Annotated in this window: 16 protein-coding genes; 6 read left to right on the top strand and 10 right to left on the bottom strand. The window is 72.5% G+C overall.

Annotated features, from left to right (window positions below; genetic code table 11):
* Positions 1-5: 5 nt before the first annotated feature.
* The 3 genes from J3P32_RS11250 (at position 6) to J3P32_RS11240 (ending at position 3,015) form a co-directional block, all read left to right on the top strand.
* Positions 6-1,247, top strand: a complete 1,242-nt coding sequence (locus tag J3P32_RS11250) for a sensor histidine kinase (RefSeq protein ID WP_374222516.1) — start codon at positions 6-8, stop codon at positions 1,245-1,247.
* Between the two features lie 67 nt (positions 1,248-1,314).
* Positions 1,315-1,992 (top strand): response regulator transcription factor, encoded by a 678-nt coding sequence (locus J3P32_RS11245; RefSeq protein WP_210439838.1) that lies wholly within the window; start codon positions 1,315-1,317, stop codon positions 1,990-1,992.
* A gap of 69 nt (positions 1,993-2,061) precedes the next feature.
* Positions 2,062-3,015, top strand: a complete 954-nt coding sequence (locus tag J3P32_RS11240) for a DMT family transporter (RefSeq protein ID WP_307807945.1) — start codon at positions 2,062-2,064, stop codon at positions 3,013-3,015.
* On the opposite strand, the gene J3P32_RS11235 is transcribed toward J3P32_RS11240, so the two are convergent.
* The 3 genes from J3P32_RS11235 to J3P32_RS11225 all read right to left on the bottom strand — a co-directional run bounded on the left by J3P32_RS11235 (position 3,002) and on the right by J3P32_RS11225 (position 5,798).
* Entirely contained in the window at positions 3,002-3,517 is a 516-nt protein-coding gene (locus tag J3P32_RS11235; RefSeq protein ID WP_210439837.1) for a type III secretion system chaperone family protein, read from the bottom strand. The genes J3P32_RS11240 and J3P32_RS11235 overlap by 14 nt on opposite strands.
* Complete coding sequence (gene mshA / locus J3P32_RS11230; protein WP_307861668.1) at positions 3,514-4,770, bottom strand: D-inositol-3-phosphate glycosyltransferase; 1,257 nt, start codon at positions 4,768-4,770, stop codon at positions 3,514-3,516. The genes J3P32_RS11235 and mshA overlap by 4 nt, the downstream gene beginning before the upstream one ends.
* Before the next feature lie 143 nt (positions 4,771-4,913).
* On the bottom strand, positions 4,914-5,798 hold the full coding sequence (locus J3P32_RS11225) for a ribonuclease HI family protein (protein WP_210439836.1): 885 nt from the start codon (positions 5,796-5,798) through the stop codon (positions 4,914-4,916).
* 41 nt (positions 5,799-5,839) lie between these two features.
* Here J3P32_RS11225 and J3P32_RS11220 point away from each other — a divergent pair, with 41 nt between their 5' ends.
* Together J3P32_RS11220 and J3P32_RS11215 are read left to right on the top strand one after the other, a co-directional pair.
* A complete protein-coding gene (locus J3P32_RS11220; RefSeq protein ID WP_210439835.1) occupies positions 5,840-6,592 on the top strand; it encodes an SDR family NAD(P)-dependent oxidoreductase in 753 nt (250 codons plus the stop codon).
* 20 nt (positions 6,593-6,612) lie between these two features.
* Positions 6,613-7,302, top strand: a complete 690-nt coding sequence (locus J3P32_RS11215; RefSeq protein ID WP_210439834.1) for an aspartate/glutamate racemase family protein — start codon at positions 6,613-6,615, stop codon at positions 7,300-7,302.
* On the opposite strand, the gene J3P32_RS11210 is transcribed toward J3P32_RS11215, so the two are convergent.
* From J3P32_RS11210 to J3P32_RS11190, 5 genes are all read right to left on the bottom strand, one after another.
* The gene (locus tag J3P32_RS11210; protein ID WP_210439833.1) at positions 7,299-8,171 is read right to left on the bottom strand and encodes a hypothetical protein; all 873 of its coding nucleotides are present in this window, start codon (positions 8,169-8,171) and stop codon (positions 7,299-7,301) included. The genes J3P32_RS11215 and J3P32_RS11210 overlap by 4 nt on opposite strands.
* On the bottom strand, positions 8,164-9,366 hold the full coding sequence (locus J3P32_RS11205; protein ID WP_210439832.1) for a class I SAM-dependent methyltransferase: 1,203 nt from the start codon (positions 9,364-9,366) through the stop codon (positions 8,164-8,166). Before J3P32_RS11205 ends, J3P32_RS11210 begins: the two co-directional genes overlap by 8 nt.
* 114 nt (positions 9,367-9,480) lie before the next feature.
* The gene (locus J3P32_RS11200) at positions 9,481-10,146 is read right to left on the bottom strand and encodes a hypothetical protein (RefSeq protein ID WP_210439831.1); all 666 of its coding nucleotides are present in this window, start codon (positions 10,144-10,146) and stop codon (positions 9,481-9,483) included.
* A gap of 235 nt (positions 10,147-10,381) precedes the next feature.
* Positions 10,382-11,647, bottom strand: a complete 1,266-nt coding sequence (locus J3P32_RS11195; RefSeq protein WP_210439830.1) for a hydroxyacid-oxoacid transhydrogenase — start codon at positions 11,645-11,647, stop codon at positions 10,382-10,384.
* Positions 11,644-12,573, bottom strand: coding sequence for an NUDIX domain-containing protein (locus J3P32_RS11190; protein WP_210439829.1), 930 nt, complete (start codon positions 12,571-12,573; stop codon positions 11,644-11,646). The genes J3P32_RS11195 and J3P32_RS11190 overlap by 4 nt, the downstream gene beginning before the upstream one ends.
* A gap of 30 nt (positions 12,574-12,603) precedes the next feature.
* Here J3P32_RS11190 and J3P32_RS11185 point away from each other — a divergent pair, with 30 nt between their 5' ends.
* Entirely contained in the window at positions 12,604-13,626 is a 1,023-nt protein-coding gene (locus J3P32_RS11185; protein ID WP_210439828.1) for an acyltransferase family protein, read from the top strand.
* A gap of 7 nt (positions 13,627-13,633) precedes the next feature.
* On the opposite strand, the gene J3P32_RS11180 is transcribed toward J3P32_RS11185, so the two are convergent.
* Together J3P32_RS11180 and J3P32_RS11175 are read right to left on the bottom strand one after the other, a co-directional pair.
* Positions 13,634-14,869 carry a geranylgeranyl reductase family protein gene (locus J3P32_RS11180; RefSeq protein ID WP_210439827.1) on the bottom strand — a complete coding sequence of 412 codons (1,236 nt, stop codon included), beginning with the start codon at positions 14,867-14,869 and terminating at the stop codon, positions 13,634-13,636.
* A 65-nt stretch (positions 14,870-14,934) separates the two neighbouring features.
* The gene (locus J3P32_RS11175) at positions 14,935-18,780 is read right to left on the bottom strand and encodes a DNA-directed RNA polymerase subunit beta' (RefSeq protein WP_210439826.1); all 3,846 of its coding nucleotides are present in this window, start codon (positions 18,778-18,780) and stop codon (positions 14,935-14,937) included.
* Between the last annotated feature and the right edge of the window lie 39 nt (positions 18,781-18,819).

The raw sequence follows: 18,819 nt of genomic DNA, 5'->3' as shown, positions 1-18,819 counted from the left end.
GTACGATGGTGAGCGTGGATCCGACGATGCAGGCCGGGTTGGCCGCGATCATCGGGGCCATCGTGGCCGGTGGTGCCGTGCTCGCGTGGCACATCAGCGACCGGCAGCGCCACACCCTTCCCACGGTCGAGGAGCCGGTCGTGCAGGCGGGCGTCGCCGCCGTGCTGAGCATCCTGCGCTCGAGCGCCGTCGTCGTCGACGAGTCCGACCGGGTCCTCAAGGCCTCGGCGCCGGCGTACGCCTTCGGCCTGGTGCGCGGCAACACCGTCCTGGTGCCCGAGCTGCTCGACCTCATCGCCCAGGTGCGCCGCGACGGGCAGATCCGCGAGGAGGACCTCGACATGCCCGCGGCCGACGGCGGCTTCACCCGCACGCTGACCGCGCGCGTGGCCCCGCTGGGCGCCCGCCTCGTGCTGGCGCTGGTCGAGGACCGCACGCGCGAGCGGCGCGTGGAGGCGGTGCGCCGCGACTTCGTGGCCAACGTCAGCCACGAGCTCAAGACGCCCGTTGGCGCGATGCGGCTGCTGGCGGAGGCCGTCACGGACGCCTCCGACGACCCCGAGGCCGTCCAGCGCTTCGCGAACCGGATGCTCACCGAGAGCGACCGCCTCACCAAGCTGGTGCAGCAGATCATCGAGCTGTCCCGGCTGCAGGGGCACGACCCGCTCGAGACGCCCGTCATGGTCGACCTCGACGCCGCCGTCGCGACCGCCGTCGACACCAGCGCCATGGAGGCGGCCGCCAAGCAGATCACCGTGGAGTCCTGCGGCGACCCCGGCCTGGAGGTCTTCGGCTCCCAGGAGCAGATCGGCGCCGCCATCAGCAACCTGGTCGCCAACGCCGTCGCCTACTCCAACGCGGGCTCCCGGGTCGTCGTGACCACCCGCGCCGAGGGCGAGCAGGTGCAGGTCTCGGTCGTCGACCAGGGCATCGGCATCCCTGCCGGCGACATCGACCGCATCTTCGAGCGGTTCTACCGCGTCGACCCCGCCCGGCACCGCAGCACCGGCGGGACCGGCCTCGGCCTGTCCATCGTCAAGCACGTCGCCGCCACGCACGGTGGCGACATCTCCGTCTGGTCGGTCGAGGGCCAGGGCTCGACCTTCACCCTCACCCTCCCCCGCAACTCCGAGCCCGGCCAGGGCTCGGGCCGCACCACGACCCCGGTCGAGGTCGTGGTGCCCGCCAGGCCCGTGACCGCCACCACCGAACCACCCCGCAGAGCACAGCAGGAGACCAGCACATGAGTACCCCACGATGTCCTTCGCCTCCCCCGCTGCGCTCCTGCACCGAACAACACCAGGGGGACCCCGCATGACCCGCGTACTCGTCGTCGAGGACGAAGAGAGCTACAGCGACGCCCTCGCGTACATGCTCCGCAAGGAGGGCTACGAGGTGGCGATCGCCGCCGACGGCACCACCGCGCTCACGGAGTTCGACCGCTTCGGCCCCGACATCGTCCTGCTCGACCTGATGCTGCCCGGCGTCCCGGGCACGGAGGTGTGCCGCCAGATCCGGCAGTCGTCCTCGGTGCCGGTGATCATGGTGAGCGCCAAGGACGACGAGGTCGACAAGGTGGTCGGCCTCGAGCTGGGGGCGGACGACTACGTCACCAAGCCGTACTCGCCCCGTGAGCTGGTCGCCCGCATCCGCGCGGTGCTGCGCCGGGGCCAGGAGCCCGAGCTCATGCCCGACACGCTCGAGGCAGGTCCGGTGCGGATGGACGTCGAGCGCCACGTCGTCACCGTCGACGGCTCCGAGCAGCGGCTGCCGCTCAAGGAGTTCGAGCTGCTGGAGATGTTCTTGCGCAACCCCGGACGGGTGCTGACCCGCGGCCAGCTCATCGACCGCGTCTGGGGCTCGGACTACGTCGGCGACACCAAGACCCTCGACGTCCACGTCAAGCGGCTGCGCGCCAAGCTCGAGCCCGACCCGAGCGAGCCGAAGTACCTCGTGACGGTCCGCGGGCTGGGCTACAAGCTCGACCTCTGAGGCGGTAAGTCACCGTTCGGCGTCCGAAATGCGCTGGCGGGCGGTCATGACCGTACCTAGTCTTGACTCGTGACTACCGCCAGCCAGACCACCCAGTCCGCTCCTGCCGCGCCCGCCTCCCCGGCACCGTGGCTGCCGGTCGCCGCCGGCGGGGTCACGCTGGTGATGTGGGCCTCGGCGTTCGTGGTGATCCGCCACGTGGCCCACGACGTGAGCCCGGGCGCGCTCGGCTCGGGTCGGCTGCTCGTGGCGGCCCTCGTCGTGCTGCCGCTCGTGCTGCGCCGCGGGTGGGTGCGTCCGACGCGACGTGAGTGGACGCTCCTCGCGCTCGGTGGCGTCGGCTGGTTCGGCGTCTACAACCTGACCCTCAACGCCGGCGAGCGGCACGTCGACGCAGGCACCGCGGCGATGATCATCCAGATCGGCCCCATCATCGTGGCGCTGCTCGCGGTCCCGCTCTTCGGCGAGCGGCTCCACGCCTGGCTCGTCGCCGGCATGGTCGTCGGCTTCGCGGGCGTCGCCGTCATCGCGCGCGGCTCGTCGACCCACGCGGACGCCAGCCTCCTCGGGGTCCTGCTGGTGCTCGTCGCCGCGGGGATGTACGCCGTGGGCGTGCTGACGCAGAAGGTGCTGCTGCGCCGGCTCCCGTCGGTGCAGGTGGTGTTCGTGTCGTTCCTGATGGGCGCGGTCACCTGCCTGCCGTTCTCCGCCGACCTGCCCGCGATCGTCGCCGACGGCGGCGCCGAGCTGTGGTGGATCGTCTACCTGGGCGTCTTCCCGACGGCGGTCGCGTTCACCACCTGGGCCTACGCGCTGACCCACACCGACGCCGGGGCCCTGTCCCTGACGACCTTCCTCGTCCCGCTGATCGCCACGGTGATCGCGTGGCTCACCATCGACGAGGTGCCGCCGTCGCTGTCCTTCGTCGGCGGCGCGCTCGCGATCGTCGGCGTGCTGATGACCCGTCGCAAGCCCCGGCCCGCGAGCCGGCCGGGCGGCCCGGCGGGAGTCAGTCCGCGGTAGGTCCGGCCTCGAGCCAGCCGCGGAACGCCTCGAGGTTGCGGGTGGACTCCCCGCGCGAGATCCGCCACTCCCACTCCTTGCGGATGGAGGAGGCGAAGCCGAGCTCGAGGATGGCGTTGAAGGACTCGTCGGCGTTGGCGAGGACGGAGCCGAGGACGCGGTCGAGCTCGTCGGCGTCGACCGACGCCAGCGGCAGCCGCGCCTCGAGGTAGATGTCGCCGTGCCGGTCCACCGCGAACGAGACGGCGTACATCCGCAGGTTGCGCTCGAGCAGCCAGCGGTGGACGCGCGCGTGGTTCTCGTCGGGGTTGCGGCACACGAAGGCGTGGACGCCGAGCGCGTGGGCGCCGACGTCGAGGCGCACCGGGACCTGGAGCTTGCGCTCGCCCGGCAGGCTCAGCGAGAAGGTCGCACCGTCGACGCCCTCGCGGGTGGTCTCCTCGTGCTCGAGCCGGTTGTCCGCGAGGTACGCGCGGACCCGGTCGACGGCGGAAGCGCTCACGACGCCAGCTCGACGTGCATCCGACGGCTCGCGCGCTCGTACGCCGCCAGCGTGCGCGCGGCCGTGCGCTCCCAGCTGAACTCCTGCGCGTGCGCGACCGCGCCCCGGCCGAGCCGGTCCACCAGCGCCGGGTCGTCGACCAGGCGACGCAGCACGGCGGCCCAGTCGCGGGGGTCGTGGGTGTCGACGAGCAGTCCGCTGACGCCGTCGCGCACGACCGTGGTGAGACCGCCGACGGCCGCGGCCACCACGGGCGTGCCGGTGGCCTGCGCCTCGACGGCGACCAGGCCGAAGCTCTCGTTGTAGGACGGCACGGCGACGGCGGTGGCGGCCGACGACCAGACGGCCAGCTCGGCCTGCGTCACCGGGGGGACGAAGCGGACGACGTCGGCCACGCCGAGGTCGCCGGCGAGGTCGGCCAGCGCGCTCGGGTGCTCGAGGCCGGAGCCGGACGGACCGCCGACGACCGGGACGACGAGCCGGTGCCGCAGCGCCGGGTCCTGCTCGAGCAGCACGGCGACGCTGCGCAGCAGCACGTCGGGGCCCTTGAGCGGCTGGATCCGACCGGCGAACAGCAGGACCGCGGCGTCCTCGGGGAGGCCGAGCTCGCGGCGAGCGCGGGCACGGCCGCGCGGGGCGAACACGTCGAGGTCGACCCCCGGGTGGATCACCTCCACGGCGTCGCGACCCGCGCCGTACAGCTCCACGAGCTGGGCGGCCTCGGTGTCGGTGTTGGCGACGAGGAGGTCGGCCGCCTCGACGACCTGCTCCTCGCCGATCACCCGCGAGAGCGGCTCGGGGGTGTCGCCGTCGGCGAGCGCCTCGTTCTTGACCTTCGCCATCGTGTGCATCGAGTGCACGAGCGGGACGTTCCAGCGGTCGCGCGCCAGCGCGCCGACCTGCCCGGAGAGCCAGTAGTGGGAGTGGACCGCGTCGTAGTGGCCCAGCGGCTGCATCGCCTCGGTGCGCAGCACCTCGCGCGCGAAGGTGCACAGCTGACCGGGGAGCTCGCTCTTGGCCAGTCCCTCGAAGGGTCCGGCCGCGACGTGGCGCACGAGCACGCCGTCGGCGGCCTCGACCACCTGCGGCAGCGCCGAGGAGGTCGCCCGGGTGAAGACGTCGACCGCGATGCCCTGCGCGGCGAGGCGCTTGGAGAGCTCGATGACGTAGACGTTCATCCCACCCGCGTCACCCGTGCCGGGCTGGTCCAGGGGTGAGGTGTGCAGGCTGATCATCGCCACCCGCTCGCCCACGCTGCCTCCTCTCCTGCCGTCTCGTGCACGTCCGGTACCCGGGAGCACCTCGGGCACAACGCCACGGGACGGCCGGCGAATTCCCGTGACCTTCGACGCACCCTCCCCCGGGGTGGTCCGCTGCCGTGCCCCGGCGGCGGGGGTCAGGGCTCGTCGGTCCCCTGGTGGAAGCGGGCCCGCCACTGCCCGCCCGTGCGCAGCCACAGGGAGCTGCGCAGGGTCGAGCGCTCGGCGGTGGACGTGCGCCACAGCAGCAGGATCGTGTCGGGGCCGAGGCGGTCGACCGAGACCACCTCGACGTCCACCGGCTCGATCGGGCCGATCGACTCGAGCACCTCGTCGCGGGTCCACAGCCGGCCCGAGCGGCCGATCTCCCGCCAGTCCGGGTGGAGCAGGGCGGCGACAGCGGCGGGGTCGGAGCGGAGCTCGTCGCCCAGCAGCGCCCGCTCCATCGCGACGACGTGCTCCTCGTCGGTCGGCACCGCCAGCTCCTCCGGGTCGAGGCCGGAGAACAGGTCCTCCTCCACCTCGACCTGCCCGACCGTCGCCGCCGGGTGGGCCGTCAGGCTGTGGGGCATGCCCGGTCCCGGGTCGGGCACGCGTCCGTCGCGGAAGGCCACGGCCGCCGCGTTGGCCAGCCGGTCGGCGGCCTCGTTGAGCGCGTGCCCGGCGTGGCCCTTGACCCAGACGAAGTCGACCTGCCGGCCCTGCATCGCGGCGTCGAGCCCCTTGACCAGCTCGACGTTCATCACCGGCTTGCCGTCGCCCTTGCGCCAGCCGCGGCGCTTCCACCCCGCCATCCACTTGGTGACGGTGTTGATGACGTAGGTGCTGTCGCAGTAGACGCGCAGCTCCTCGTCGAGGTGGGCGGTCTGCTGGAGGAGGTCGAGCACCGCCATCAGCTCGCCCATGTTGTTGGTGCCGTGCGGCCAGCCGCCGGCGGCCCAGCAGTCGTCGTCGACGTACCACGCCCAGCCGGCCGGGCCGGGGTTGCCGAGTGCCGAACCGTCGGCCGCCGCGATGATCACCCCGACATCCTGTCAGCAGGGGATCTTGGGAGGATGACCCCATGACCCAGGACAGCACCCAGCCACGCACCGCCGTCGTCACCGGCGCCTCCAGCGGCATCGGCGCCGCGACCGCCCGGGCCCTGGCCGCGCAGGGGTTCCGCGTCGTGTGCGCGGCCCGCCGCACCGACCGCATCGAGGACCTCGCCGCCGAGATCGGTGGCGAGGCGGTCACCTGCGACATCACCGACCAGGCGTCGGTCGACGCGCTCGCCGCGGCTGTGACGACGTGCCACGTCCTGGTCAACAACGCGGGCGGGGCCGTCGGCGTGGACCGCGTCGACGAGGCCGACCTCGACGCGTGGCGCTGGATGTACGACGTCAACGTGCTGGGCCTGGTCCGGGTGACCAAGGCGCTGCTGCCGGCGCTGCGGGCCAGTGGCGACGGCGTGATCGTCAACGTCGGCTCGACCGCCGGGCGCTGGGCCTACGAGGGCGGCGCCGGCTACACCGCCGCCAAGCACGGCGTGAAGGTCGTGACCGAGACGCTGCGCCTCGAGCTCAACGGCGAGCCGATCCGCATCTGCGAGGTCGCGCCCGGCATGGTGCAGACCGAGGAGTTCTCGCTCGTGCGCTTCGGCGGCGACCAGGAGAAGGCCGCCGCGGTGTACGCCGGCGTGGACCAGCCGCTGCTCGCCGAGGACGTCGCCGACGCGATCGCCTGGGTCGCCACCCGCCCCTCCCACGTGGACGTCGACGAGCTGGTGATCAAGCCCCGCGCCCAGGCAGCGGCGCACAAGGTGCACCGGTCCTGAGGGATGAGAGACTGCCGCGCGTGAAGACCATCGGACTCGTCGGCGGGATGAGCTGGGAGAGCAGCGCGGTCTACTACCGCGACCTCAACCTCGGGATGCAGCAGCGCCTCGGCGGGCTCTCCTCCCCGAAGCTGGCGCTGACGACGGTCGACTTCGCCGAGGTCACCGACCTCGAGGACGACGAGCGCTGGGACCAGGTCGGCGTGCTGCTCGCGGACGCCGCCCGGGGCGTCGAGCGCGCGGGTGCGGACTTCCTCCTGCTCTGCACGACGACGTTCCACAAGGTCGCCGACCAGGTGCAGGAGGCGGTGGGCATCCCGCTGCTGCACCTGGGCGACGTCGTGGCGGACGCGGTGCGGGCCGCGGGCGTGCAGACCGTCGGGCTCGTCGGCACCAAGGTGGCGATGTCGGAGTCGTTCTTCGTCGACCGGCTGCGGGCCCACGGCCTGTCCGTGGTCGTCCCCGACGCCACCCACCACGACTTGCTCAACGACGCGATCTACGAGGAGCTCGTCCACGGCGTCGCGCTGCCGCGCACCCGGAGCCGCGTCGTCTCGATCATCGAGGAGCTCTGGGACGCCGGCGCCGGCGGCGTGCTGCTCGGGTGCACCGAGCTCGAGCTGCTGGTCAAGCAGGCCGACGTGGAGCTGCCCGTCTTCCCGTGCACGACGCTGCACGTGCAGGCCGCCCTGGACGCCGCGCTCGCCTAGAGCGGCAGGCCGTACGCCGTCGCGAGGCAGCGCAGGGCCGTCCAGGCCGGTGACCGCAGGTCCGTGCGGCCGGCAGCTGCCGGCAGGTCCACCCGCAGCACCTCCGTACGGGCGCCCTCGGTGCTGACGAGCAGCCCCCGACCCGCCAGCGCGAGGCCCTCGCCCTGCTCCTGGCCGGGCAGCGGCCAGGACCCGACGGGCTGCCAGGACGGGAACGCCGTGAGGTGGGCGGCCGTGTAGGTGCGCATCACCACGCCGCCACCGCCGGGCAGGAACGTCGCGTCGGTGACCATGCCGGGAGCCTCGCCGACCCGGGTCAGCGGGTTGGGCCGCCCGGACCGCAACCGGGTGGGGGCGGCGTACACCGAGCCGGCGAACACGCCCTTGGTGACGACGAACAGCCGCCCGGTCAGCGGGTGGCTCAGCAGCGCCTCCGCGTCGTGGGCGCCGTCGGGGTAGACCAGCTCGTAGCCCTCGGGCACAGCGCTGGCGTCGCCGCGCCCGACCGGCACGCGCAGCACCACCACCGCGTCGCGCGCGCGCCTGTTGTCGCCGATGTCACCGACCCACACGTGGCCCCGGCCGGCGGGAGCGAGGGCCTCGGCGTCCTCGGGGGCGGTCGGCCACGAGGTCACGCCGACGGTGTCGCCCGTGGTGGCGTCGACGGCGAAGACCCGGCCGGAGTCGCCGGAGTCGTTGGTGGTGACGACGAGGTCGTCCACCACCACCAGCCCGCTCGACTCGACGATCTCGGCGTCGGTGAACCGGAACGCCGGACGGTCCACCGGTCCGGGCGCGCCGGTGGCCGCTCCGAGCAGGAAGGGCACGACCACGCAGGTCGCGAGGACGACGCGTCGGGGGTCAGGCACCGTCGAGCAGCTCGCCGAGCCGCGGCCGCACGCCCCACGTCGCGAGCAGGTCGTCGTACTCCCGCGCGGCGTCGGCGCCGGGTGCGCCGGTGCGCACGGCGCGGATGAGCGTGTTGCGCGGCGTGTGGGCGCTCTCGACGAACTCCACGACGTCGACCCGGTAGCCCTCGCGCCGCAGCAGCGAGGCGCGGAGCGCGTCGGTGAGGGTGTCGGCGAACCGCTCGCGGAGGATCCCGTGGCGGGTGAGCATCGCGTACGGTTCGGGCGCCTCGGCCGTGCGGAGCTGGGCGGCGATGTCGTGGTGGCAGCACGGGGCGGCGAGCACGAGCGACGCGCCCCACCCCACGGCGCGGTCGAGCGCGTCGTCGGTGGCGGTGTCGCAGGCGTGCAGCGCCAGCACCACGTCGGGCGCCCGGTCGAGCTGCGCGTCCGCGATCGAACCGACGACGAAGTCGGCGTCGATGCCCAGCGAGGCGGCGACCCGGGAGTTGTGGTCGGCCGACTGCTGCTTGACGTCGACCCCGGTCATCCGCACCGGGAGGCGCCTGCTCAGGAACGCGTGCGCGGCGAAGGTCAGGTAGGCGTTGCCGCACCCGAGGTCGACGATCCGCAGGGGATCGCCGGCGTCCGGCGTGCGGACCTGCCCCTGGGCGATCGCCTCGCCCAGGCTGGCGTCCAGCAGCCGCAGGAACTCCTCGACCTGCCGGTACTTGGCCTGGCGGGTCGGCTTCACCCGACCGTGGGCGTCGCTGATGCCGAGGGCCACCAGCACCGGGTCGTCCTCGGGCAGGAGCCGGTCCTTGGCGCGGTCGTGCTCGCGGGAGACCTCGACGGTCCCGGCGCGACCGGAGGTGTGCAGCAGCGGCACGCCCTTCTTGGTCACCCGCAGCTGCAGCGTCTCCGCGGTCGTGTCGACGTGCCAGTTGGCGAACGGCTGCGCGAGCAGCGCGTCGACCGCCGCCTCGGCATCCTCGCCGAGGCGGTGGTTGGTCGTGTGGGCCTGCGTGGCGTCGTAGGACACCACCTGCAGGTGGCGCCCCGCCTTGAGGTCGACCACCCGGAGCTCGACGCGCCGCACCTCGCGGCCGCCGACGACCGGCGCGGGCCGGCCCTTCCGACGCCCGGTGGCCAGTGCACGCACGAGTCCGTCGGCGTCGAGGACCGACGACCGCAAGCGGTCCAGCTCGTCGCCCACCTCACCGCCCGAAGCGCCTCGGCTGCTCACAGCACCGCGGCGAGGACGACGACGAGGATCAGCGCCCCGAGGGCCACCGGGATCACGAGGCGTCGGTGGCGGGGGTTCATGTCCTCATCCTAGGACCGGTCGCCAGGGCGCCCGATTCCTCGTCGTGCGCTCCCACGGCGGCCGCGTCCCGAGCGCCCAGAACCGCAGCGCGGCCCCGCCGGCTCCCGTCGGCAGCAGGCGGCCGCGCCAGTCGTCGTACCACTCGCCGGGTGCCCGCAGGTCGAAGCGCGTCAGGAGGGGCGACAGGGTGCGGTGGTCCGCCCCCTCGACCTCGGCCCCTGCCCATTCGGCGCCCGCGATGTCGGCCCCGGCCACGACGACGCCGCTCAACGTCACCAGCAGGCCGACGGGCGGCAGCCCGGCCTCCACGACGCCGCGGCACAGTGCGCGCCAGGTCGGGGACATGCGCCACCCGTCGGCCAGTCGGTCGAGCTGGTGCTGCTCCGTCGCGCCGTACGCCACACGCGCGTTGCCGACCCTCACGACGACGAGGTTGCGGTCGGGCACCGGCAGCGGGGCCTGCTCGCGACAGCGGGCGACGAACGCGTCGACGGCGTCGCGGTGGTGGAACGCCGCCAGGCTGGTGCGCCGGGGACGACCGAGCACTCCGGCCACGAGGAGCCGGCGCGCTGTCTCCGGGTGGATGCCCAGGTCCTCGTGCAGCACCTGGGCGGCGGCGCGCTGCGTCAGCCAGTCGTGGGGATCGAACGGGTCGCAGACCTCGGGCACACCGTCGACGCTACGGGCGGGCGCGCGCACCCGGAGCGTCCTCCACAGGCCGGCTCCGCCGCCCCGACGCACCGACGCACCGACGTCGCGCAGTCGGTCGGGTGACCCAGGCTCCTGCGTTCGACGACTGCCCGCCGCAGGAGGTTGGCGCGCACGACCGAGCACGCACCAGCGAGTGCTGCACGGCCCGCCCCGCTGCCGCTGCCCGCTGCCCCGCCGCCCGGGGGGGCCCGGCTCACCAGTGCTCGAGCGAGGCGGCGAAGACCGTGGCCAGGTCGTCGGGAGTCACGTCGATCGGCGCGGTGGCGAGCAGGCGCTGCTGCTGGAGGGCGCCCTCGACCAGGTCGTCGACGTCGGCGGCGCCGTAGCCGATCTCGGCGAGCCCGCTCGGCAGGCCGACGTCGCGCATCAGCCCCCGCAGCACCTCGGGGAGCGGCTCGCCGCCGCCGCCGAGCAGCTCGGCCGCGCGCCGGTGCCGCTCGGGGGAGGCGTCGAAGGTGAGCTCGAACGCCGCCGGCGCGGTCATCACCACCGCCATCCCGTGCGGGACGATCGGCTCGTCGGGGGGATAGTCCGCGGGCCGGTAGTCGCGGACCCGACCGGCGATCGGGTACGCACAGGCGTGCGGCACGTGCACACCCGCGTTGCCGAAGCCCAGGCCGGCGAACGTGGCGGCCAGGGCCATCTGCTCGCGTGCGTGCCGGTCCGAGCCGTCGTGCACCGCGCGACGGAAGGAGCCGGCGAGGAGGGCGAGCGACTTCTCCGCCCACATGTCCGCGATCGGATTCGCGCCGCAGTAGGGCACCCGCTGCTCGGGCTGCTTGGCGTCGAAGTCGGCGAACCAGCGCGCGGTCCAGCTCTCGAGCGCGTGGCAGAGGATGTCCATGCCCGCCGACGCGGTGACCATCGCGGGCTGGGTCATGGTCAGGTCGGGGTCGACCACGGCCAGCGTCGGACGCAGCCGAGCGTGCGAGATGCCGGTCTTGACCTTGAAAGCGAGCACGTCGAGGACGCAGATCGTCGTCGACTCGGCACCGGTGCCGGTCGTGGTCGGCACCGCGACCAGCGGCAGCAGCGCCTGCGTGGGGGCACAGCCGCCACCGACGGGTGGGTTGACGTAGTCCATGAGCTCGCCGTCGTTGGTCAGCAGCAGGTCGACGGCCTTGGCCGTGTCGATGGACGAGCCGCCCCCGACGGCGACCACCGCGTCGAACGGGCCGGCATCGCGCGCGAAGTCGATCGCCGCCGCGAGCGAGGCGTCCGTCGGCTCGACGCGGGCCTCGGCGAAGACGGTCACCTCGATCCCACGGGCCCGCACGGCCTCAGCGACGCGGGACGGGTGGCCGGTCGCGGCGACCCCGGGGTCCGTCACCAGCAGGACGCGCCGCGCCCCGCCGGTCGTGCCGCGGCACAGCTGCAGCACGTCGTGGCCGACCTCGCCGCTCGCGCCGCGGCCGAACTTGAGCCCGGGTGCGGCGTAGGTGAAGACGCTCTCGCTCATGCGGTCCCCCCGGGCCGGACGTGCGCCGGATGCTCCGCGGCCAGCGCGTGACGGACCAGGTCGAGCACGGGCACCCGGCCCGCGCCCACGTCGGTGACGTCGACCCAGGCGACGGCGTCGGTGGTGCCGTCCGCCTCCGCAACCGCCGGCTCGCCGTCCTCGACGGTGGCCCGGTAGAGCAGGTGCACGCCGTGGAAGTCCTCGATGCGCCCCGACGGCGCCGTGCCGGAGAAGTGCGTGTCGTGGACGCCGACCAGCTCCTGGACCTCGCAGCGCAGCCCGCACTCCTCCTGGACCTCGCGCGCGAGCGCGACCGACGGGTGCTCGCCGTGGTCGACCCCGCCGCCCGGCAGCGTCCACATGCCCGGGTGGGCTGCCCGCGCCGACAACCGCGTCAGGAGCACCTGCTGGACGTCGTCGCGCCGGCGGGTGACGACGGCGTACGCCGCCACCCGCTGCAGGCGGAACGGCTGGTGGTCGACGAGCGCCTCGGTGACCACCGCGGACACCGGGACGGCGCCCGACGTGACGTCGCCGAGGGGCTTCCACGCGGCCTCGATCGTCGACCCGTCGACCTCGACGACCCGCGGCTCCGGGGAGTCCGGCGCCACCCAGCCCTCGTAGACCAGCCGGATGGCGTGCGCGTCGACGAGCTGGCCGTCGCGCGGGGCGCGGGGCATGTGGGCGCTGTAGACGCGCGCACGGTCACCGACCGTGGCAGCGAGCCCGGTCTCCTCGCCCACCTCGCGGATGAGGGCGTCGCGCGGGTCCTCCCCGTGGTCGACCCCACCACCGGGCAGGGTCCACATCTCGCTGCGCGAGACCCGGGGAGCGAGCCGGCTCAGGAGGATGTCGACCTGCCCGCCGCGCACCCGCAGGATGACGGCGTACGCGGCCACCCGTTGGCGCCTCGGCAGGGATCCCATGCCTCCAACCTAGTGAAGTACGGTGACGCCGTGCCCCCCGCGTCCCGTGACCCGTGGCTCGACAACGTGAAGATCGTGCTGGTCACCCTCGTCGTCGTCGGGCACGCGATCGGCCTGGTCGAGGAGACGGCGGGCAGCCACTGGGTCTACGACTTCATCTACCTCTGGCACATCCCGGCGTTCGTCTTCGTCAGCGGGTACCTGTCGAAGTCGTTCGAGTGGGACCGGCGGCGGATGACGAACCTCGTCCAGACCCTCGCCGTGCCCTACCTGATCTTCGAGCCGACGCTGTTCTACTTCCGGCGCGAGGTCGCCGGCGAGGGGGTCGAGGGCCCGCTGTGGCTCGTCCCGCACTGGACGATGTGGTACCTCATCGTCCTGCTGATGTGGCGGCTCGTGACGCCGATCCTCAAGCGGCACTGGCTGTTCCTGCCGCTGTCGGTGATCGTGAGCCTGCTGGGCGGGCTGTGGAACGACGACACCCTGATGATCCCGCGCTTCCTCGGGCTGCTGCCGTTCTTCGTCCTGGGCCTGCACCTGAAGCCGCGGCACCTCAAGCACCTCGACGACGTGTGGGTGCGGGCGGCCGCCGTGCCGCTGCTGGCCGGGATCGGCGTGATGGCGGTCTACACCGACACCTGGGCCGAGACCGCGCTGCTCTGGTACGACACCGGCTACTCCGCGCTCCCCATCGACAACGAGATCGCCTTTCAGACCCGCCTGACGGTGATGATGGTGGGGCTCGTCGGCGCCTTCGCGGCGATGTCGCTGGTGCCCCGCCGGTCGCTCGGGTGGTTCACCACGATGGGCTCGGCGACCATGGTGGTCTACCTGTTCCACGGCTTCGTCATCAAGACGTTCCTGGCGGTCGGCTGGCCCGACTTCACCGCGGCGCACCCCACCCTCGGCCTGGTGCTGACGACGCTGGGCGCCGTGGCCCTCGCCCTGGTGCTCGCGTCGCGACCCGTCCGCACGGTGCTGACGCCGTTCACCAACCCCCTGGGCTGGCTGGGAGCCAGGCGGTCGGCACGCCGCACCCGCACCGCGGTCTGACGCCTGCTCAGGAGAAGGGCGGGCGCGCGTCCCGGGACATCGACCGGCGCCCCGCCCACCGCCAGACGCGCGCGGCACGGTCGCGGTCCGCGTCGTCGACGAGGTTGCCCATCCAGCGCAGGGCAAGCGTCATCAGCCAGTCCGAGCGCATGCCGGCCGGTCCCAGGGCCGAGACGACCCTGGGCTGGGTGGCGATGCCGGCCAGCCGCCGAGCGATCGAGAAGGCCTCGCCGTAGTGCTCCACGAGGGTCGCGCGCCAGGCCTCCCCCAGCCCGGTGCCGGAGGCGAGGTGCTCGGCGACGAGCCGGCCGGTCTCCAGGCCGTAGTCGATGCCCTCGCCGTTGAGCGGGTTCACGCACGCGGCCGCGTCGCCGACCAGCGCCCAGTTGGGACCGGCGACGTTGCTCACCGCGCCGCCCATCGGCAGCAGTGCCGACGTCGGCATCCGCAGCTCGCCGGTGAGCCCGAAGTCCTTGCCGATGGCGTCGGCGTAGGTCTGCATCAGCGGCTTGATCGCCACCTCGGCGGGCCGCCTGCTCGTCGCGAGCGTGCCGGCGCCGAGGTTCACGCTCCCGTCGCCGAGCGGGAAGATCCAGCCGTAGCCCGACACCAGCTCGCCCGCCTCGTCACGCAGCTCGAGGTGGGAGCTGATCCACGGGTCGTCGGAGAGGTCGGAGTCGACGTAGGAGCGCCCCGCCACGGCGTACACCGTGTCGCGGTGCCACTCGCGCCCCAGCAGCTTGCCGAGCGGGGAGCGCACGCCGTCGGCGACGACCAGCCACCGGCAGGCCACCTCGAAGGTCCCCTCGGCGTCGCGGAGCTCGACGGCCGCGACGCGCTCACCGTCGCGGCGCACGCCGACCGCGCGGGCGCCGTCGAGCGCCCGGGCACCGCTCGTGACGGCCACCGTGCGCAGGTGGTCGTCGAGCTCGGTGCGCGCGACCGCGGAGCCCCAGTCGGGCAGCGACCCTCCCGGCCACGGCAGCAGGAGGGTCTGGCCGAAGCCGTGGGCGCGCAGCCCCTGGTTGACCGTGTGGCCCCGCAGCCACTCCTCAAGGCCCAGCTTCTGCATCTCGCCGATCGCGCGCGGCGTGAGCCCGTCGCCGCACGTCTTGTCGCGGGGGAACCGCGCGGCGTCGACGAGCAGGACGTCGAGGCCCGCACGCGCCGCCCAGGCCGCGGCCGCGGAGCCGGCGGGGCCGGCGCCCACGACGAGCACGTCGGCGGAGGTCGGGTTCGTCACCGGCGGAGTCTAAAGGCAGAGGCCCCGGCTCCTCGAAAGGAGCCGGGGCCTCAGGGTGACTGCGCTCAATTCTGGTAGGACCCGAAGTCGAAGTCGTCCAGCGCGACCGCCTGCGACGACGGACCGAAGTCGTAGTCGTAGGAGTCGTAGCCGGTGACCGAGTAGGCCGCGGCGCGCGCCTCCTCCGTCGGCTCCACCCGGATGTTGCGGTAGCGCTCCAGGCCGGTGCCGGCGGGGATGAGCTTGCCGATGATCACGTTCTCCTTCAGGCCGCGGAGGCTGTCGGAGCGGCCGTTGATCGCGGCGTCGGTGAGCACCCGGGTGGTCTCCTGGAAGGAGGCCGCCGAGAGCCACGACTCGGTCGCGAGCGAGGCCTTCGTGATGCCCATGAGCACCGGGCGACCCGAGGCCGGCTTGCCGCCCTCGGAGACCACGCGACGGTTCTCCTCCTCGAACCGCACCCGGTCGACCAGATCGGACGGGAGCAGGTTGGTGTCGCCGGACTCGATGACCGTCACGCGGCGCAGCATCTGCCGCACGATGATCTCGATGTGCTTGTCGTGGATCGCCACGCCCTGCGAGCGGTAGACCTCCTGGACCTCGTTGACGAGGTGCTCCTGGGCCTTGCGGACACCGAGGATGCGCAGGACGTCCTGCGGGTCGGGCGTACCGGACGTGATGTGGTGACCCACGTCGATGTGGTCGCCGTCCTCGACGTTGAGGCGCGAGCGCTTCGACACCGGGATCTCCTGGACCTCCGAGCCGTCGTCGGGGGTGACCACGACGACGCGGGCCTTGTCGGTCTCCTCGATCTTCACGCGACCGGCGGACTCCGAGATCGGCGTACGACCCTTGGGCGAGCGGGCCTCGAAGAGCTCGACGACACGGGGCAGACCCTGCGTGATGTCGTCGGCCGAGGCCACACCACCGGTGTGGAAGGTACGCATGGTCAGCTGCGTGCCGGGCTCACCGATCGACTGGGCGGCGATGATGCCGACCGCCTCACCGATGTCGACCAGCTTGCCGGTGGCCAGCGAGCGGCCGTAGCACTTGGCGCAGGTGCCGGTGCGGGCGTCGCAGGTCAGGACCGAGCGGACCTTCACCTCGGTGACCCCTGCCGCGACGAGCTCGCCGATCTTCACGTCGCCGAGGTCCTCGCCGGCCGCGGCGAGCACCTCACCCGTCTCCGGGTGCACGACGTCGACGGCGGCGGAGCGGGCGTACGCCGAGGTCTCCACGTGCTCGTCGTCGATGCGCTTGGGCAGGCCGCGCTCGGTGCCGCAGTCGTCCTCACGGATGATGACGTCCTGCGACACGTCGACCAGGCGACGGGTCAGGTAGCCCGAGTCGGCGGTGCGCAGCGCGGTGTCGGCGAGACCCTTGCGGGCACCGTGGGTGGCGATGAAGTACTCGAGCACCGTCAGGCCCTCGCGGAAGTTGGCCTTGATCGGGCGCGGGATGATCTCGCCCTTCGGGTTGGCCACCAGACCGCGCATGGCCGCGACCTGCCGGATCTGGTTCATGTTTCCGGAGGCGCCCGAGTCGACCATCATGTAGATCGGGTTGGCCCGGTCGAAGTTGGCCTCCATCGCGCGGCCGACCTCGGCGGCGGCCTGGGTCCACAGCTCGATGAGCTCCTGACGACGCTCGTCGTCGGTCATCACACCGCGCTCGTAGTTCTTCTGGACCTTCTCGGCCTGCGCCTCGTAGCGGCTCAGGATCTCGGCCTTGCTGTCGGGCGTGGTGACGTCGTCGATCGAGACGGTCACACCCGAGCGCGTGGCCCAGTGGAAGCCGGCGTCCTTGAGGGCGTCGAGCGAGGCCGCGACCTGCACCTTGGTGTAGCGCTCGGCGAGGTCGTTGACGATCGCGCCCAGTCGCTTCTTGCCGACCTCCTCGTTCACGAAGGGGTAGTCGGCCGGCAGCGTGTCGTTGAAGTACACGCGGCCCAGCGTGGTGTCGAGCTGGATCGCGGTCCGGTCCTCCCAGTCGGCACCGAGCTCGAGGTCGAGCGGCGGGACGACGTCGGTGAGGCGGATGCGGATCTTGCTCTGCAGCGTGATCTCGCGGCGGTCGAAGGCCATGATCGCCTCGGCCGGGCTGGAGAAGACGCGACCCTCGCCGGGCTCGCCGTCACGGTCGGCGGTCAGCCAGAACAGGCCGATGATCATGTCCTGCGACGGCATGGTTACCGGACGGCCGTCCGACGGCTTGAGGATGTTGTTGGTCGAGAGCATCAGGATGCGGGCCTCGGCCTGCGCCTCCGCGGACAGCGGCAGGTGCACGGCCATCTGGTCACCGTCGAAGTCGGCGTTGAACGCGCCGCAGACGAGCGGGTGGATCTGGATGGCCTTGCCCTCGATCAGCTGCGGCTCGAAGGCCTGGATGCCGAGGCGGTGCAGGGTGGGCGCACGGTTGAGCAGCACGGGGTGCTCGGTGATGACCTCCTCGAGGACGTCCCACACGACCGGGCGGGCGCGCTCGACCATCCGCTTGGCGGACTTGATGTTCTGCGCGTGCGACAGGTCGACGAGGCGCTTCATCACGAACGGCTTGAACAGCTCGAGCGCCATCTGCTTCGGCAGACCGCACTGGTGCAGCTTGAGCTGCGGGCCCGACACGATGACCGAGCGGCCCGAGTAGTCCACGCGCTTGCCGAGCAGGTTCTGGCGGAAGCGGCCCTGCTTGCCCTTGAGCATGTCGGACAGCGACTTCAGCGGCCGGTTGCCCGGGCCGGTGACGGGACGACCACGACGGCCGTTGTCGAAGAGGCTGTCGACGGCCTCCTGCAGCATCCGCTTCTCGTTGTTGACGATGATCTCGGGAGCACCGAGGTCGAGCAGTCGCTTGAGGCGGTTGTTGCGGTTGATGACGCGGCGGTAGAGGTCGTTGAGGTCCGAGGTGGCGAAGCGGCCACCGTCGAGCTGGACCATCGGCCGCAGGTCCGGCGGGATCACCGGGACGGCGTCGAGCACCATGCCGATCGGCTGGTTGCCGGTCTTGCGGAACGCGTCTACGACCTTGAGGCGCTTGAGGGCGCGGACCTTGCGCTGGCCCTTGCCGTTGGCGATCGTGTCGCGCAGCGCCTCGACCTCGGCCTCGATGTCGAAGTCCTGGAGGCGCTTCTGGATCGCCGTGGCGCCCATGTGGCCCTCGAAGTACTTGCCGAACCAGGTCTTCATCTCGCGGTAGAGCAGCTCGTCGCCGAGCAGGTCCTGGACCTTGAGGCCCTTGAAGGTGTCCCAGACCTCCTCGAGCCGCGCGATCTCACGGTTGGCGCGGTCGCGAAGCTGGTTCATCTCGCGGTCGGCACCGTCGCGCACCTTGCGCTTGGCGTCGGCCTTGGCGCCCTCGGCCTCGAGGGTCGCCAGGTCCTCCTCGAGCTTCTTCGCGCGGTCCTCCACGGAGGCGTCACGACGCTTCTCCAGGCGCTCGCGCTCGAGGCCCACCTTGTTCTCCAGCGACTCCATGTCGCGGTGGCGGGCGTCCTCGTCGACGGACGTGATCATGTAGGCGGCGAAGTAGATGACCTTCTCGAGGTCCTTCGGCGCCAGGTCGAGCAGGTACCCCAGGCGCGAGGGGACGCCCTTGAAGTACCAGATGTGGGTCACGGGAGCGGCGAGCTCGATGTGCCCCATGCGCTCGCGGCGGACCTTCGAGCGGGTCACCTCGACGCCGCAGCGCTCGCAGATGATGCCCTTGAAGCGCACGCGCTTGTACTTGCCGCAGTAGCACTCCCAGTCCCGGGTGGGACCGAAGATCTTCTCGCAGAAGAGGCCGTCACGCTCGGGCTTGAGCGTGCGGTAGTTGATGGTCTCCGGCTTCTTGACCTCGCCGTGGCTCCACGTGCGGATGTCGTCCGCGGTGGCCAGGCCGATCTGAAGCTGGTCGAAGAAGTTAACGTCGAGCACGATGGCTGCAGTCCTTCGTTAGTACGTGGGAGAAAAGCT

This window comes from Nocardioides xinjiangensis (assembly GCF_017916385.1).
GTDB lineage: Bacteria > Actinomycetota > Actinomycetes > Propionibacteriales > Nocardioidaceae > Nocardioides > Nocardioides xinjiangensis.
The sequence above is the reverse complement of the archived record's forward strand: the minus strand, read 5'-3'. Positions and strand labels throughout refer to the sequence as shown.

Coding starts and splice junctions, on each gene's coding strand:
- J3P32_RS11245 (WP_210439838.1), top strand. CDS start 1,315: ATGACCCGCGTACTCGTCGTCGAGGACGAAGAGAGCTACAGCGACGCC.
- J3P32_RS11250 (WP_374222516.1), top strand. CDS start 6: ATGGTGAGCGTGGATCCGACGATGCAGGCCGGGTTGGCCGCGATCATC.
- J3P32_RS11190 (WP_210439829.1), bottom strand. CDS start 12,573: ATGGGATCCCTGCCGAGGCGCCAACGGGTGGCCGCGTACGCCGTCATC.
- J3P32_RS11195 (WP_210439830.1), bottom strand. CDS start 11,647: ATGAGCGAGAGCGTCTTCACCTACGCCGCACCCGGGCTCAAGTTCGGC.
- J3P32_RS11220 (WP_210439835.1), top strand. CDS start 5,840: ATGACCCAGGACAGCACCCAGCCACGCACCGCCGTCGTCACCGGCGCC.